The sequence below is a fragment of the Holdemania sp. 1001302B_160321_E10 genome (assembly GCF_015552275.1).
Classification (GTDB): domain Bacteria; phylum Bacillota_I; class Bacilli_A; order Erysipelotrichales; family Erysipelotrichaceae; genus Holdemania.
Genome location: NZ_JADNEM010000021.1, coordinates 15,511 through 31,328 on the forward strand (window position 1 = coordinate 15,511; position 15,818 = coordinate 31,328).

A 15,818-nucleotide genomic window follows, 5' to 3' on the forward strand; every position below is an offset into this window, starting at 1 on the left:
CCGGCGGGCAAAATAAAAGAAAACAGGGGGGATAAGCAATGAAAGCATTAATCTTTGATATGGACGGCGTCATCATCGACAGTGAAAAAGTGTATGAGCAGGCAGATCAGCGGTGGTTTGCGGAGAACGGCATCAAGACGGACCGGATCGCGCTGCGCCAGTGCCTGGGCTGCACGGACGATGTGAACTGGGGTATGATCGCCCGCTGGAATCCGGAATTGGATATCGCTGAGGCGTTTCAAAAATACCGCGCGTTCTGCAAGGACGTGCGCGTTAATTATGAAAAAATTTACCGTCCCTACGTCCAGACGCTGATCGATCAATGCCGCCGCTGCGGGATTTTGACCGCGCTGGCTTCAAGCTCGCCGATGGACAATATCCAGACGGTTTTATGCGATTGTCAACTGGAGGGACAGTTTGATTTAGTCGTCAGCGGCTGCGATCTGCCCGTCAGCAAGCCGGATCCAGCGATCTTTCTGCAATGTGCGGAGCAGTTGGGCTGCATACCGGCGGAATGTGTCGTGATCGAGGATTCATTGAACGGCGTGACGGCGGGGAAACGGGCAGGCATGACGGTGATCGGGCTGGACGATCCGTACTTTGGTCAGGACCTGTCAAAGGCGGACGTGCGGGTCGATCAGCTGGAACAGATCGTCATCACGGATAAAGGATTTTTGATCGGCGGGCAAGCCTTATGAAAATCTTTTTTGTCAGGCATGGTCATCCGGATTATACCGAACCGAAAGCGCTGGGTTATCCGGGCTTTGGCAACGACCTGGCGCCGTTGGACGCGCTGGGACGTTCGCAGGCGGAACAGACGGCGCGGGATCCGCGGCTGAAGCAAGGCCAGCTGATCGTTGCTTCGCCGTTTACGCGGGCGCTGCAGACGGCGGCGGTCCTCTCGCGCCGGCTGGATCTGGAACTGCGCGTAGAGGTGGGGCTGCACGAATGGCTGCCGGATCTCACGTATTCGTATACCGACGTGGAAACGGTCGAGCGGGCCCGGGCGGAATTTGACGCGATGAACGGCATCGCCGGTCCGGAAAGAAAACAGGCCTGGGAGACGTGGGAACAGATGCGCACGCGCGCGGAACTGGCGTTAGCGCGGTATGCCGGCTATGACTGCCTGATCGTCGTCTGTCACGGGTTGTTGATGCAAGCCTTCGGCGCGGAAAAAACAATCTCCAACGGCGGGATCTTTGAGGCGGAGTGGTCGCCGGCATGCCGGGATTAGGACAGGGGGGAAACGAATGGAACGAATTTGTATTATCGGCTGTCCCGGCAGCGGCAAGAGTACGCTGGCCGCGCGCCTGGCGGCGCAAACAGGTATTCCGGCAGTGCATCTGGATCAGTTGTTCTGGAAGGAAAACTGGGTTCAGCGCACAGCTGCGGAATTTGATGAGCTGTTGGCGGAAGCGCTCAAGCAAAGCCGCTGGATCATGGACGGGAACTTTGCCCGCACGCTGCCGTTAAGGTTAGGCTTCGCGGATACCCTGGTCGTTTACGATCTGCCCAAATGGCGCAGTTTGCTGGGCTATTTTAAACGGCTGCGGCGCTACCGCGGCCAATCCCGGCCCGATATGACGCCGGGCTGTGCGGAGAAGCTGGATTGGGAGTTTGTGGGGTACATCCTAAAATTCAAACGTGAGGATCTGAGCGCGCTGCAACGTGAATTTCCCGATCTGACCATCATCCGGTTGCGCTCGCACCGTCAGGCAGAGGACTGGCTGGGACAGGTTGAACGCGTTTCCAAATTGTGAAAAGGGAGAGCGAAGCGCAATAAGAATATCCGGATAACAATTACAAAAGAAAAGAATAAAGATGAAAAAGAAAGTGAAAATGCGGACCGTCAGAAATGGCGACACATATTGACGAGGTGATCAAAATGCTTCAATTAAAACGTTTCACGGCGGCGGACGGCGAACAAGCGTACGCCTTCCTGCAAGCTTTCGCTCCGGACGAAAACGGCTTTATGAATCCTTACCGCGGCTGTCCGAAAGATCAGTTTTTAACGCAGGAGCTGCCGCAGATTCTGGCGCATGCCGAAGGAAAAATGCTGAAGGAAAATCACGTGCCGGAAACCTGGTTCTTTCTGTGGGATGACGATCAGATGGTCGGTTTGTTCCGGATCCGGCATTACCTCACCGAGGCCTTGGCGCAGGGTGCGGGCCATATCGGCTATGGCATCCATCCTGCTTATCGGGGGAAAGGCTATGCGACGCGCGGCTTAGCGCTGGCGGTCAAGGAAGCCGCGAAGCTGATCCGGGAGGAAGAGGTCTATCTGTCCTGTCATAAAGACAATCCGGCTTCACTGCGGGTTCAGCTTAAAAATCAGGCGCGGATTGATCATGAGGACGAGGTGGAATTTTATACCCGGATTCCGCTGCCGGAGTGCAAGGACTGACGAAAAAACAAGCTTGGCAAGATAAAAAAGAAGTCTGGCAGAATCCGGAATCATTCCGGTTGTCAGACTTTTTCAATAGATTGTGATATCGTGATGAAACGGAAAGTTTCCGTTCCGTAAGAATAAGCAATTCGATTTCCGAATGGTTAAGATTTAACGCCGGCCAGAGCTATGTTGGATGTCAGGCCTCTAGGCAGATAGGGTCGTGTCTGAATTCCCGCACGAGAAACGCCGCGAACCAGCTGACGAGCACTTCCTGCGGCATCATCGGGGCAAGCCAGTGCAGCTGCTGAAGCAGCGCGGTCTGTTGATGAAGCATCTGATCGCACAAACTGCGGCACAGCGTAATCCGGTCCGCTTTGCCGATCAGCGTCAATAACGATTGTTTCGTGGTCTGCTGCAGCAGGCTCTGATACAGCGAGCGTTCGGTTTCCAAGGCTGGCGATCCAGCGTTGAAATAGCTGGCCAGCTCGATCAGGAAGGCTTGCGTATCGAGAATGACCTGGGGGTCTTTTTTCATGAATTCCGCGCCGTTTTCCATCATCCGCACCAAGACCGTTTCTGCGGTATCGCCCTTGATTTTCAGCACTCTGTCCAGCAGCACGTTCTGCGGCCACAGCGTGTCGATGAACGGATGATCGGAATCGTCCAGCTGACATTGGAATAAGGTTAGCTCGCGCAGCATCCGCTCTGCCAGAGCACGCAGCGAAGCGTCCAGCGGAGAAAAGACGAAACGCTCTCCGATCAGCTGACCGAGAAATTTCCGCGCGTCCAGCAGCCCCAGCTCGCGGTTGCGCTTTAAAAGCTCAGGATCAAACGAAAGGAACGAACCCAGCTCGCGGGAAGGGGAAATCACGGCGACCTGCGGCAGCTTTTCCAGCGTCGGATGGACCGGACTTTGATAATGCAGATTCACGGCGATCACCCGGTCCGCGCCCATCCTCAGCGCCAGCGCGATCGGCAGGTTGTCCTGATATCCGCCGTCGATATACTGCTGTCCGTCGAACTCGTAAACCGGAAAGGCCGGAAAACACGAAGCAGTCGCGATCAGATAATCCTTGATCCGGCCTTCGGGAATCTGCGCTTTCGTCAGCTCCACCGCCTGAAGCGAAGGATAACGCACGGTGACCAGTCCGAAATCAATCGGCGAGCGGCGCAGCTTCTCTTCGTCGACCAGCCGGGCGATCATTTCTTTTAACGGCGTGTTGTCCGCCCCTTTGGTGTTGATGTATTTTTTTAGGAAAGGGGCGATTTTCTGTTTGTTTTCCATGATCGCGCTGAGCTCTAAATCAAAACCATCCTGCATCACGTCTTCTATCCTGAGTTTCGCCCACAAATCCAGCGCCGCCGCATAATCCTGCTGGACGATCAACGCGCCGTTTAACGCGCCGATCGAAGTTCCCGTCACGATGTCCGGGGCCAGGCCGGCTGCGCTTAACGCCTGCCACACTCCGATTTCATAGGCGCCCCGCGAACCGCCGCCGCATAATACCCATGCCGTTTTCATGATCTGTTCCTCCCGTTCGATTGTTTTCTATCTTTATGTATTATATAATAACGGCGCAGGTTTCGATACGCTGAAAACGTTTTTGGCGGAAACGAAACGGAAAACGAAAAGAAAGAGGTGAAGGACGATGAAGCTGATTCATCATGCGATTTATTTTGTCAGCTGCATGGCGATTTATATCGGCCTGTTCTGGGCGGAATGCCAGATCGTGCCGCCGGTGCTGGAACTGTGTCTGCCCTCGGGCTGGATTGGGGTCGAATGGGTCGTCCTGGGTCTGTTTCTCCTGTTTCCCAATCCGCAGCTGACCTGGATTTTCGGCAACCGGATTTCCCGCCGGCTGACGCCCGCTTCCTGATTTGACATCAAGTTTCACTTTCTCTGCGCATACGCTGTATGGGAGGTGAGACTTTTTTATGTTCCATCGAAAAAACAGGCTGCTTTTGATCGAAGTGCTGACGCTGGTGGCCGCCGGGTTGATCATGATCGCCTCCAGCTCGGTATACTGGGCGGAGTTCAAATATCACAACCCCTGGTATTTTGTCCAGCGTCAGGCGCTGTTTGCCGGGCTGGGCTTAGTCGCGATGAATTTGACCAGCCGGCTGAATATTCAAAAGCTGCGGGAAAAACAGAAGCCGATTCTGATCGGCTGTTATATCGCGCTGGCGCTGGTGCTGATTCCAGGACTGGGCGTGCAGCGCAACGGCTCGCGCAGCTGGTTCGGCGTCGGCAGCTTTTTGATCCAGCCCTCGGAATTTTTCAAGCTGGCGCTGATTCTCTCGGTGTCGGATTATCTGGCTTCCAAAGACCGGATTAAAAGTCTGCGCCGGGATTTGTTAGTGCCGCTGTTTTTAACCATGCTGGGTTTCGGACTGATCCTTCTGCAGCCGGATTTCGGCAGCGGATTGGTCATGGTCTGCAGCATCGTTGTGATCGTGCTGGCGGCGGACGCGCCGTTTAAGTATTTTATCCGGCTGGGACTGCTGGGCGCGGCAGGCTTGACCGGCTTGATTCTGGCCGCGCCGTACCGGATGGCGCGGATCGTTTCCTTCCTTGATCCGTGGCAGGATCCGTTAGGCAGCGGCTTCCAGATCATCCAGTCGCTGTTTGCGATCGCCCCGGGCGGCTTGCTGGGAGCCGGACTGAACCGGTCGATGCAGAAGCACTTTTATCTGCCGGAACCGCAGACCGATTTCATCTTCGCGATCACGGCAGAGGAGCTGGGCTGGATCGGCGCTTCGCTGATCATTATTATTTATCTGCTGATCATCCTGGAGGGTGTCCGGATCGCCAAGAACGCTCATGATCCGTTTCTGTGCTACGTCGCGGTCGGCATCATCAGTCTGTTCGCGATTCAGGTCATGATCAATCTCGGCGTCGTCGTCGGTTTGTTTCCGGTCACCGGGATTACGCTGCCCTTGATGTCCTACGGCGGCAGCTCGTTAGTGATGATCATGGCCTCGCTGGGCATCTTAATGAGTATCGCCAAGGCCTAAAGGCAAGATGCGGGTGGGCGCGGCGGACGATGTATGCTATAATAAGGCAGGCAAAAAAGCAAATGAAAAAGGAGTGAAACGCAATGCGCGTATTAATTGCGACCGGCGGCACCGGCGGTCATATCTACCCGGCGCTGGCGCTGGCCGACGCCATGAAGGAAAAAGATCCGCAAACGGAAATCCTGTTTGTCGGTACGGCGGAACGGATGGAGTCGACGGAGATTCCCAAGGCCGGCTATGCGTTTGAAGCGATTAAGGCCAAAGGGCTGAACGGTTCCGCCCTGGCGAAGGTTCAGGCCGTCATGCAGCTGGCTCAGGCGTATTTTGCCTGCCGGAAGATTGTGCGGCAGTTCCGTCCGGATTACGCGATCGGCTTTGGCAACTATATCAGCGCGCCGGTGATTCTGGCCGCGCACTTCGCGCATGTGCCGACGATGCTTCACGAACAAAATTCCTATGCCGGCAAAGCGAACCGCTTTCTGGCGAAATATGCCGATCAGATCGTCGGCTGCTATCCTGAAAACTTAGACCAGTTTCCGCCGCAGAAAACCCGGATCCTCGGCAATCCGCGGGCCAGTGTGGCGGCCCGGGCGCAGCGCGATCCCAACGTGGTGCGGCAGCTGGGTCTGGATCCGGCCAAGCTGTTAGTCGTTGTTGTGATGGGCTCGCTGGGCTCGGAAAGCGTTAACACCGTCATGGTCAAGGCGCTGAAGCAGATGGCCGGCCAATCCTATCAGGTATTGTATGTTACCGGCCGGGCGGCTTATGAGGAAGTCCGCGCGCAGCGTCTGGAATGTGCCAATATCAAGGTAGTCCCGTATATCGACGGGGTCAAGGTCATGGTCAACGCCGATCTGGCGGTGGTGCGCGGGGGAGCGACGACGGCCGCTGAGATCACGGTTTTAGGGCTGCCGGCGATCATCATTCCCAGCCCTTACGTTCCCAACAACCATCAGGTGCTCAACGCGAAAGCGCTGCAGAGCGCGGGGGCGGCGCTCATGATCGAAGAAAAAGACTTGACAGAAGGGGAAATAACCGCAAAAATAGAGAGTGTTGTTTTTGATCCGATCCGTTTGGAAAGCATGCGGACCGCCGCGAAGCGGCTGGGCTATCCGGATGCCAGCGAACAGATATACAACTGGATCCAACAAGGATAAAAGGTGATTCTAACAATGAGAAACAGCTTGGAAAGACTGCGGTGCTATGGCGATGTGACGGAAAATGTTCCGATGTCGACGCTGACGACACTGCGCATCGGCGGCAATGCCCGTGCGGTCGTCTATCCCAAGACAATGCTGGCGCTGACGCAGGTACTGCGGCTGTTAGCCAAGCAGGGGATTCCGTATAAAATCTTCGGCAAGGGGAGCAATTTGTTATGCTCCGACAACGATTACGAAGGCGTGATACTCAAGCTTGACCGCTATCACGGCGACTTTTATTTCGACGGCCAGACGGTAGTGGCGGAGGCCGGCTGTTCGATTATCGCTTTGTCGTATGAAGCGATGAAACATTCGCTGTCCGGACTGGAATTTGCCAGCGGCATTCCCGGCACGGTCGGGGGCGCGGCGTTTATGAACGCCGGCGCGTACAAGAGCTGCATGGCCGAGGTCGTCAGCGAGGTGTTCGTGCTGCGGCAGGGACGCTGCGAATGGTTAAGTCCTGCTGAGTGCGGCTTTGGCTATCGGACTTCGATTTTCCAAAGTCATCCCGACTGGGTGATTCTGGCCGTCCGGTTTCATTTGACAAAACAGGATCAGACGGAGATCCGCGATCTGATGGACCGCCGGCGTCAGCGGCGGATGGAATCGCAGCCGTTGGATAAGCCGAGCGCCGGCAGCGTGTTCCGCAATCCCAAGGGTCGCCAGGCCTGGCAGATGATCGACGAGCTGGGCTACCGCGGCCGCCGTGTCGGCGGGGTTTCCGTCAGCGAGAAGCACGTCAATTTCATCGTCAACGATCAACAGGGAAAGGCCCGGGATTTTATTGAACTGGTCGAGGAAATTCAGGAACAGGTGCGTCGTCAATATGGCGAGGAACTGATTCTGGAAGTGGAGAAGTTTAACTGGTGATCCGCAAACCATCGCCGGTCAAACCGGACGAAAACAAAAACTCGGTTGATCTGTTGATCGAACAACGGCGGCGTCAGGCCGAACAAAAAAACTTTCGCCATCAGAAACGCCGGCTGTTCAAGGCGTCGTTACTCTGCGCGTTAATCGTGATGGGACTGGCGTATTATTCAAGCGACGCTTCGCTAATCAAAACCGTCAGCGTTAAGGGCAACGTCAGTCTAAGTCGTGCCGATGTGCTGGAGCTGGCGGGAATCACAGCCCAAACGCGCTGGCTGACGGTATTTGCACCGCAGGTGAAAAATGCCCTGCAACAGTACCCGCTGATCGTCTCGGCTTCAGTGCGGCATGAACGCAACAACCAGATCGTGATTGAAATTGAAGAACGGGAGCCGGTCGGCTACCGCTACATCGAAGAACCGGAAATTTTATTCAAGGACGGAACCGTCGTCAAGATGGATGAACGGATGACCGGCCTGATCGCAAGGATTCCGCTGATCGTCGGCTTTCAAAGCGAGGAACAGAGCGCCGATCTGGCGATGGCGTTCCGGCATGTGCCCGCAGCGATGATTTCGCTGATTTCAGAGATCCAGCAATATGAGGTTTCCTACGATCCCAACATGATCCGGCTGATCATGCACGACGGCAACCAGTTTTTTTCCAGCTACTATTCGATGGACGTGCTCAGCGAGTACAACAGCATCGTTTCCAATCTCAACAAGCCGAACTCGTGCATCTACGTCGATGAAATGTCCAAGTCCGCCTACACCCAGCTGTGTCCGGGCGAAGCGGATCCCAACGCGCCCGCAGAGGGGGAATCAGATGAAAATTCTGACACAAACGGCGCAGAAACCGAGTAAAATTTGAAAAGTACAAATAGTTTGATATAATAAATAAAGCGAAGGAGGAATCGTTCATGTCCATAGAACGGGTAACCAGCTACGGAAATATCAACATCTCGCAGGAAGCGATCGCAACGTTGGCCGGAGGTGTCGTAAGCGAATGCTACGGCGTCGTCGGGATGGCTTCCCAGAAGTTAGTGAAGGATGGCTGGGCTGAATTATTGAAAAAAGAAAACTATTCCCGCGGGGTTGTCGTCAGAAAGACCGACAGGGGAATGGAACTGGATCTATATATCGTCATCGGTTTCGGCGTTAAGGTGTCCGAAGTCGTCAGTGAAGTACAGAAGAAAGTGAAGTATGTCCTTGAGAAAACTCTGGAGCAGGATTTTGCGGCCGTCAATGTCTATGTGCAGGGTGTCCGGGTTATTGGTTAATCGGAGGGTATCATGAATAGAATTAACGGAACGGATTTTAAAGAGATGCTGCTCAGCGGAGCGGCTCATTTGAGCAACCGCCACGACGCGATTGATGCGCTGAATGTTTTCCCAGTCCCGGACGGCGACACCGGCACGAACATGTCGATGACGTTCACCTCGGGCGTGAAGGAAGCGATGCAGGCGTGCACTGAGGATCTCAGCTTGTTGGCGAAGACCTTGTCGAAGGGGCTGTTGATGGGAGCGCGGGGAAATTCCGGCGTCATTCTGTCGCAGATTTTCAGAGGTTTTTACCAGTCGATTGAAGGTAAGAGCGAGCTGACTCCGGCGGATTTGGCGGCGGCGTTCGTCAACGGCAGCAAGGTTGCCTACAAGGCGGTTATGCGCCCGGTGGAAGGAACGATTTTAACGGTTGTTCGCGAAGCCAGCGCGGCCGGTGAGCAATACATGAAGGAACATCCGGAAGCGACGATCGACGATGTGTTTAACTGCATTCTCGATGAATCGCGGATTTCACTGGCCAATACGCCGGAACTGCTTCCAGTATTAAAGGAAGTCGGCGTTGTCGACAGCGGCGGAACCGGGTTGGTCGTCATTTTAGAAGGCTTTAAGGCGGCGATGGATGGTCATCCGTTCGTCATGGAAGAAAAGGAAAGCACCACCGCTAAAGCGGCGATGGAGCTGGAAAATGAAGAATTCGGCTACTGCACGGAATTTATTCTGCGTTTAAGCGAGCAGGGACAGGTCACATTCACCGAAGATAAGATGAAGAAGGCGCTGGCCCGCTTGGGCGAATCGATCGTTGTCGTTCAGGATGACGATCTGGTCAAGGTGCACGTGCATACCCTGACCCCGGGCGACGCGCTGAACTATGCGCAGCGCTATGGCGAATTCGTCAAACTGAAAATTGAAAACATGCAGGAACAGCACAACACGATCATGAACGAATCGCTGCCGGAAAAAGCGGAAGCCCCGGTGGAAGAAAAAGATTACGCTCTGATTGCGGTTGCGGCCGGGGACGGCTTGAAGAAGCTGTTTGAGGAATACCGCGTCGACGTCGTGATTTCCGGCGGGCAGACGATGAATCCGTCGACTGAGGATTTTGTCGCGGCGATCAAGAAGGTCAAGGCGAAGCATATCTTCATCCTGCCGAATAACTCCAACATCATCCTGGCGGCGCAGCAGGCCGCGGCAGTGATGGAAGACCAGGATATCCGGGTTCTGCAGACAAAATCGATCCCACAGGGCTTATCCGCCTGCATCATGTTCAATCCGGAAGTCTCCGCGGAAGAAAACGAAGCGGAAATGACAGCCGCGCTGCAGCATGTCAAAACGGGGCAGATCACCTATGCGATCAAGGATACAACCTTCGACGGCATGGAGATCGTAGCCGGGGATTACATGGGCATCGCTGAGAAGTCGATCGTGATTTCAACGCCGAATAAAATGGACGCGTGCCTGCGGTTACTGGACAGCCTGATCGACGGGGATTCGGAGATCGTGACGGTGCTTGCGGGCGAAGACGCCAGCGAGGAAGAAACGTCCCAGATCGCCCGGTACATCGAAGATCAGTTCGGCGTGGAAACGGATATCCAGGCCGGAGGTCAGCCTGTCTACTCGTTTATCTTCGGCGTCGAATAAGTCAAAGGGACAATATTGTAAATATTGCAGGTCTGAAGTTTAAACTTGACAGAAACAGAAAATCGACGGAATGCGGAAAATCTCTGCATTCCGTTTTTGTTTTGTCTGCGAATGAAAATCCGGATTCTGCCATGGGCATAAATCAAACGCAAAAGCAGAGATCTCTACCGGAGATTTTCAAGTTCGCTTGGCGCTGACTTGAAAAATAAGGTATAATAAAGCTATTCTTGTTTGAAAGGAGGAAGAACCGATGGCGCTGACGTTAAAACAGTTGAAAATGACCCCGAAGCGGACCGAGCTGTTGGAAAAAATGGGACTGACCGACAGCGACGCGATTCTGATGTGCGTGCCGCTGCGCTATCAAAGCCGTGAGGTGATTCCTTATGATCAATGGCAGGTGAAAAGTGAGGTTATTCTGGAAGGGCAGATTGTGCGGCCGGCGCGGACGATGCGGATTCGCGGCGGCAAGACAATGACGAAGTTCCAGCTGGAAAATAACGACGATAGCTTTGAGATCACGATATTCAACCGCCCCTGGGCCAGTAATCTGACGGTGGGCCAGCGCGTGACGGTGATCGGCTATTACCAGGGCGGAAACAAGATTACAGCTTCGACGTATAACTCGCAGCCGCTGCAGGAACAGTTGGGCGTCACGCCGGTCTATCCTTTAAAGGAAGGCATGACGCAGAAGATGATGCAGGAAATTATCAAAAAAACCTTCATCACCGCTCAATCACATATTGAAGAGCTCGTACCGCTCTCGCTTCAGGCACAATACCGCCTGCTGCCGAAAAAGACGGCGCTGCGCTGCCTGCATTTTCCACGCTCCATGGATGAGGTCTACCAGGCCACGCGGACGCTGAAATATGAGGAGTTTCTGAAATTTCATCTTGTACTGGAGATGATCCACCGGCAACAGACCGAAACCGTGACGAAGAAAGCCAAGCAATTCGACGCTGAACAGGTGTACGCGCTGGCCAATCACCTCTCGTTCGCGATGACCCCGGATCAGTTCAAAGCGGTGCGGGATATTCTGGCCGACATGGGCAGCGATAAAATCATGTATCGGTTAATCCAGGGCGACGTCGGCTGCGGCAAAACCCTGGTCGCTTCGCTGGCTTTGTATGCCTGCGTGCTCAGCGGCCATCAGGGCGCGATCATGGCCCCAACGGAAATCCTTGCCCGTCAGCATGCCGTTTCCTTAAAGAAGCTTTTCGCCGGTCTGCCGATCAAGATCGACGTGCTTTGTTCGTCGCTGCCTTCGGCAAAGAAAAAAGAAGTGCTGCAGGCGATGAAGGACGGAACGCTGAATCTGGTCGCCGGCACGCACGCACTCTTTCAAAAAGAAGTGGAGTTTGCCAAACTGGGGCTGGTCGTCGCCGACGAGCAGCACCGCTTCGGCGTGGAACAACGCCGCGCGTTAAAGGAAAAGGGCGAGAAGGTCGACTTTCTGTTGATGAGCGCGACGCCGATCCCGCGGACGCTGGCCGCGACGCTCTACGGCGACATGGATATCTCGACGATCATGACGATGCCGCCGGGCCGCAAACCGATTCAGACTCGGTTAGTGGAGGAAAACAGCCTGCGCACGATCATGCCGCAGCTGTTGGACCAGCTGGAGCAGGGCGGTCAGATTTACATCGTCTGCAGCGCGATCGAGGAAAATGAAAACTTCGATGGCCGCAACGTGCTCGATATTTTTGAAAGCTTAAGCGAAGCCTTTTCAGGCAAGGCCAAGCTGGGCCTGATGCATGGGCGCATGAGCAGCGAGGAAAAGGAACAGGCGATGCATGATTTTGAGGCCAATAAGACGCAGATCTTAGTGTCGACGACGGTCATCGAGGTCGGCGTCAACGTCGTTAACGCCTGCTGCATGGTGATTTACGACGCGCACCGCTTCGGTTTGTCGCAGCTCCATCAGCTGCGCGGCCGGGTTGGCCGCGGACGCCGGCAGGGCTATTGTTTTTTATTGACCGCAAGTAAGGATCCGGAAAGTCTGGCCCGTTTGAAAATCATGGAACAGACGACGGACGGTTTCGAGATCGCGATGAAGGATCTGGAACAACGCGGACCAGGCGAGCTGCTGGGTACCCGTCAAAGCGGGGTGCCGGGATTGATTTTAGGCGATCTGGTCGCCGATACCAGAATCATCCAGACTGCCCGTCAGGACGCGGTGCGAATTCTGAACGATCCAGACAACGCGGAGTTTCAGCCGTTGTTAACTAAAATCCGGAAAGAAAATGAATCCGCTATTTCTTATATGGATTAATCACGATATAATAAAATAAGAGAATCAGAAAGGAAGAAAAAAATGAAAATATGCGAATGGCTTGAAGCACGAGGAATTCATTGCAAAGACAGCCGGTTGATTGAGCAGGCTTTTGTTCATTCCTCGTATGTCAATGAACATAAGCAGCTGAAACATGATAACGAGCGCCTGGAATTCATGGGCGATGCGGTGCTGCAGCTGTGGGTTTCGGATAAATTGTTCCGCCTGGATCCGCCGCTGGATGAAGGGCACATGACGACCTTCCGCGCGCAGCTGGTGTGCGAGGAGGCGTTGGCGATCTATGCCCGGCAGCTGCAGCTGAATTCCTTCTTGAAGCTGGGCGTGGGCGAGGAAAAAACCGGCGGCCGCGAGCGCGATTCGATTATCGCCGATATGTTTGAAGCGATGCTGGGCGCACTGTATGAGGATGGCGGGATGGGACCGATTGACAATATCCTGACCGAGGTAATCGTGCCGCATTTAAGCCATCCGGAGGAGCCGATCATCGTCGATTATAAGACGAAGCTGCAGGAATATGTCCAATCGGATTCCCGCAAAACCGTGACCTATGAAGTCATCAATACGACGGGGCCTTCCAATAAACCGGAGTTTGAAGTGCAGGTTAAACTGGACGGGATTATTCTGGGCACAGGCAAGGGCAACTCCAAGAAAAAGGCGGAACAAAAAGCCGCTCAGAACGCGTTTGAAAAGATGGTGCTGTGAAGATGAACAAGGGAAACTTCGGAACGCTGCAGGACGGCCGGTCTGCGCAGTGGTTAGAAATTGAAAACGATAAGCTGCGGGTGCGCGTCAGCGATTACGGCGCCACGCTGGTTTCATTGTGGATCAAGGACGCACAGCTGGACGCGGTGCTGGGCTTCGATCGGGTCGGCGGTTATCAGCAATCCGTCAAATACATGGGCGCAATGATCGGACGTGTCGCCAACCGCATTAAGGACGGGCAGTTCACGCTCGATGGACAGGTTTACACGCTTTACCGCAACGATAAAGGCAATACGCTGCACGGTGGTCAGGAAGGGTTTGACGCGAAGCTGTGGACGGTGCGGGAACATACTTCCCAGACGGTCACGCTGGAGCTGGTATCGCCGGCGGGCGACGAAGGCTTTCCCGGTGAGCTGACGGTCACGGTGACCTATGCTCTGGCAGGCAACCGGCTGTCGATTACGACACGCACCCGTACGACCGCCGCGACGCCGGTATCGCTGACCAATCACGCGTATTTCTCGCTGAACGGACAGATTCCGTCGTTAGACGAACATTGGATTCAGGTGGACGCCGATGAAATCGGTTTGCTTGATCCCAATGGCTGCACGCGTCCGGAAACGCTGGAGGTCGAAGGCACGGCCTTCGATCTGCGCCAGCCGAAAAAACTGACCGAGGTCTTAAACCAACATCACAGCCAGCTGGAAATCGCCGGCGGACTGGATCATAATTATGTGCTCAACGGCGTTGGCTTCCGACCGGTCGCCAGCCTGATCAAAGGCGGACTGACGATGCGGGTGCTGAGCGATATGCCGGACATGCATGTCTACACCGCCAACTTCTTAAACAGCGAGGTTGGCCGCGGCGGGGTGCGGTATACGCCGCATTGCGCAGTTTGTTTTGAAACGCAGTATTATCCCAACAGCGTCAATGATCCATCGAAGATTTCCTGCATTCTGAACCCGGGTGAAACGATGGAGCATTGCACGGCATTTGAATTTGATCAGGAGGATCAGGCATGAACAAGACAGAGCTTAAAGCGGCGTTAAATGAACAGCGGCCGCGGATCACCAGTCTGTATGGAGAGGGACAGGCGGAGCGTCAGATCGCACGCTATGGCCAGTTGATCGACGATTACGAAAGAGCGTTTGGAAATACGGACTGCGCTTTGTTTTCGGCTCCGGGACGAACCGAGGTCGGCGGCAACCATACCGACCACCAACATGGCCGCGTTTTGGCAGCCAGCGTCAATATGGATGCGGCAGCGGCGGCCGGCAGGCGGGAAGGCGAGGTCGTCTTTTACTCGGAAGGCTTTGAGATCAAACCAGTGTCGTTAGCGGATCTGTTTGTCCATCCGGAAGAAAAAAACACCTCGGAAGCACTGATCCGCGGCGTGCTGGCCGGATTTGTCCAGCGCGGCTACAAGATCGGCGGATTTCAGGCCGTTTCCAACAGTACGGTGCTGAAAGGCTCGGGAATTTCTTCCTCCGCTGCTTTTGAAGTGCTGGTCGGCACGATTTTATCGCATTTGTATAATGACGGACAGGTTTCCGCGCAGGAAATCGCCAAGATCGGTCAGTATGCAGAAAACGTGTATTTTGGCAAGCCGAGCGGGCTGCTCGACCAGATGGCTTGTTCCGTCGGCAATTTTGTGACGATTGATTTCAAGGATCCGCAGAATGTGCTTGTGGAACAGGTTGATTTTGATTTCAATCACAGTCAGATCGCGCTGTGTCTGGTCGATACGCGCCAGGATCACGCCGACCTGTCGGATGAATACGGTCTGATGCCTTCGGAAATGCGTCAGGTTGCCGCGTATTTCGGCGCCGAGGTGCTGCGTCAGGTGGAGCCGGCTGAGTTCTACCGCCGGCTGCGCGAGGTGCGGGAGAAGGTTCAGAACGATCGTGCAATTCTGCGGGCGATTCATTTCTTTGAGGAAGACGCGCGGGTGCCGCTGCAGGTGCAGGCGCTGAAGGATCACGATCTGAAGCGTTTCTTTGAACTGGTGATCGAATCTGGTCATTCCAGTTTCATGTATCTTCAAAATGTAACCAGCCCGAGCGATATCCGACATCAATCGCTGGCCCTGGCGTTAGCCCTGTCGGAAAATGTGCTGAAGGGGCATGGCGCCTGGCGCGTCCACGGCGGCGGTCTGGCGGGAACGATTCAGGCGTTTGTGCCGTTAGCGCTGCTGGAAACCTATCAGAAGGTTATGGACGACTGCTTCGGCGCAGGCAGCTGTCATGTTTTATCCATCCGTCCGGAAGGCGGAGTCCGGCTGATTTAAAAGAACCGTAAAGGTTCTTTTTTTGTTTTGTCAAGCAGAAAGCATCAGAATTCAGACACTTTCCTGTTAATGGAGATTGTGAATAATGAAATTAATTTAACTTGTTGAATTCACAAGGTGTTCGCTATATACTTAATTTATGAAAGGGATTG

The 15,818-nt window shown here is 54.5% G+C and carries 16 protein-coding genes; 15 read left to right on the top strand and 1 reads right to left on the bottom strand.

Features of this window, described 5'->3' with window-relative positions; all coding sequences use genetic code 11:
- Positions 1-38 precede the first annotated feature (38 nt).
- The 4 genes from I2D94_RS12670 (at position 39) to I2D94_RS12685 (ending at position 2,404) form a co-directional block, all read left to right on the top strand.
- Positions 39-698 (top strand): HAD family phosphatase, encoded by a 660-nt coding sequence (locus tag I2D94_RS12670; RefSeq protein ID WP_195397134.1) that lies wholly within the window; start codon positions 39-41, stop codon positions 696-698.
- The gene (locus tag I2D94_RS12675) at positions 695-1,234 is read left to right on the top strand and encodes a histidine phosphatase family protein (protein ID WP_195397136.1); all 540 of its coding nucleotides are present in this window, start codon (positions 695-697) and stop codon (positions 1,232-1,234) included. The genes I2D94_RS12670 and I2D94_RS12675 overlap by 4 nt, the downstream gene beginning before the upstream one ends.
- 16 nt (positions 1,235-1,250) lie before the next feature.
- Complete coding sequence (locus I2D94_RS12680) at positions 1,251-1,760, top strand: AAA family ATPase (protein ID WP_006060543.1); 510 nt, start codon at positions 1,251-1,253, stop codon at positions 1,758-1,760.
- 125 nt (positions 1,761-1,885) lie between these two features.
- Positions 1,886-2,404: a GNAT family N-acetyltransferase gene (locus I2D94_RS12685; RefSeq protein ID WP_195397137.1), complete on the top strand. Its 519-nt coding sequence runs from the start codon at positions 1,886-1,888 to the stop codon at positions 2,402-2,404.
- Positions 2,405-2,585: 181 nt separating this feature from the next.
- Here the strand turns inward: I2D94_RS12685 and I2D94_RS12690 are convergent, their stop codons facing one another.
- Positions 2,586-3,911: a patatin-like phospholipase family protein gene (locus tag I2D94_RS12690; RefSeq protein WP_195397138.1), complete on the bottom strand. Its 1,326-nt coding sequence runs from the start codon at positions 3,909-3,911 to the stop codon at positions 2,586-2,588.
- Between the two features lie 127 nt (positions 3,912-4,038).
- Here I2D94_RS12690 and I2D94_RS12695 point away from each other — a divergent pair, with 127 nt between their 5' ends.
- The 11 genes from I2D94_RS12695 to I2D94_RS12745 all read left to right on the top strand — a co-directional run bounded on the left by I2D94_RS12695 (position 4,039) and on the right by I2D94_RS12745 (position 15,666).
- Complete coding sequence (locus I2D94_RS12695; RefSeq protein WP_006060553.1) at positions 4,039-4,266, top strand: hypothetical protein; 228 nt, start codon at positions 4,039-4,041, stop codon at positions 4,264-4,266.
- Positions 4,267-4,324: 58 nt separating this feature from the next.
- Positions 4,325-5,404, top strand: coding sequence for a putative lipid II flippase FtsW (gene ftsW, locus I2D94_RS12700; protein ID WP_195397139.1), 1,080 nt, complete (start codon positions 4,325-4,327; stop codon positions 5,402-5,404).
- A gap of 83 nt (positions 5,405-5,487) precedes the next feature.
- Entirely contained in the window at positions 5,488-6,561 is a 1,074-nt protein-coding gene (gene murG, locus I2D94_RS12705) for an undecaprenyldiphospho-muramoylpentapeptide beta-N-acetylglucosaminyltransferase (protein ID WP_195397140.1), read from the top strand.
- A 15-nt stretch (positions 6,562-6,576) separates the two neighbouring features.
- A complete protein-coding gene (murB, locus tag I2D94_RS12710; protein WP_195397141.1) occupies positions 6,577-7,473 on the top strand; it encodes a UDP-N-acetylmuramate dehydrogenase in 897 nt (298 codons plus the stop codon).
- Positions 7,470-8,330: an FtsQ-type POTRA domain-containing protein gene (locus I2D94_RS12715; protein ID WP_195397142.1), complete on the top strand. Its 861-nt coding sequence runs from the start codon at positions 7,470-7,472 to the stop codon at positions 8,328-8,330. Before murB ends, I2D94_RS12715 begins: the two co-directional genes overlap by 4 nt.
- A gap of 56 nt (positions 8,331-8,386) precedes the next feature.
- On the top strand, positions 8,387-8,746 hold the full coding sequence (locus I2D94_RS12720; RefSeq protein WP_072683310.1) for an Asp23/Gls24 family envelope stress response protein: 360 nt from the start codon (positions 8,387-8,389) through the stop codon (positions 8,744-8,746).
- Between the two features lie 12 nt (positions 8,747-8,758).
- Positions 8,759-10,387, top strand: a complete 1,629-nt coding sequence (locus I2D94_RS12725; RefSeq protein ID WP_195397143.1) for a DAK2 domain-containing protein — start codon at positions 8,759-8,761, stop codon at positions 10,385-10,387.
- Between the two features lie 250 nt (positions 10,388-10,637).
- On the top strand, positions 10,638-12,656 hold the full coding sequence (gene recG / locus I2D94_RS12730; protein ID WP_195397144.1) for an ATP-dependent DNA helicase RecG: 2,019 nt from the start codon (positions 10,638-10,640) through the stop codon (positions 12,654-12,656).
- Positions 12,657-12,698: 42 nt separating this feature from the next.
- The gene (gene rnc / locus I2D94_RS12735) at positions 12,699-13,379 is read left to right on the top strand and encodes a ribonuclease III (RefSeq protein ID WP_072683306.1); all 681 of its coding nucleotides are present in this window, start codon (positions 12,699-12,701) and stop codon (positions 13,377-13,379) included.
- A 2-nt stretch (positions 13,380-13,381) separates the two neighbouring features.
- Positions 13,382-14,401, top strand: coding sequence for an aldose epimerase family protein (locus tag I2D94_RS12740; RefSeq protein WP_195397145.1), 1,020 nt, complete (start codon positions 13,382-13,384; stop codon positions 14,399-14,401).
- Positions 14,398-15,666: a galactokinase family protein gene (locus tag I2D94_RS12745; RefSeq protein ID WP_195397146.1), complete on the top strand. Its 1,269-nt coding sequence runs from the start codon at positions 14,398-14,400 to the stop codon at positions 15,664-15,666. The genes I2D94_RS12740 and I2D94_RS12745 overlap by 4 nt, the downstream gene beginning before the upstream one ends.
- Positions 15,667-15,818 lie beyond the last annotated feature (152 nt).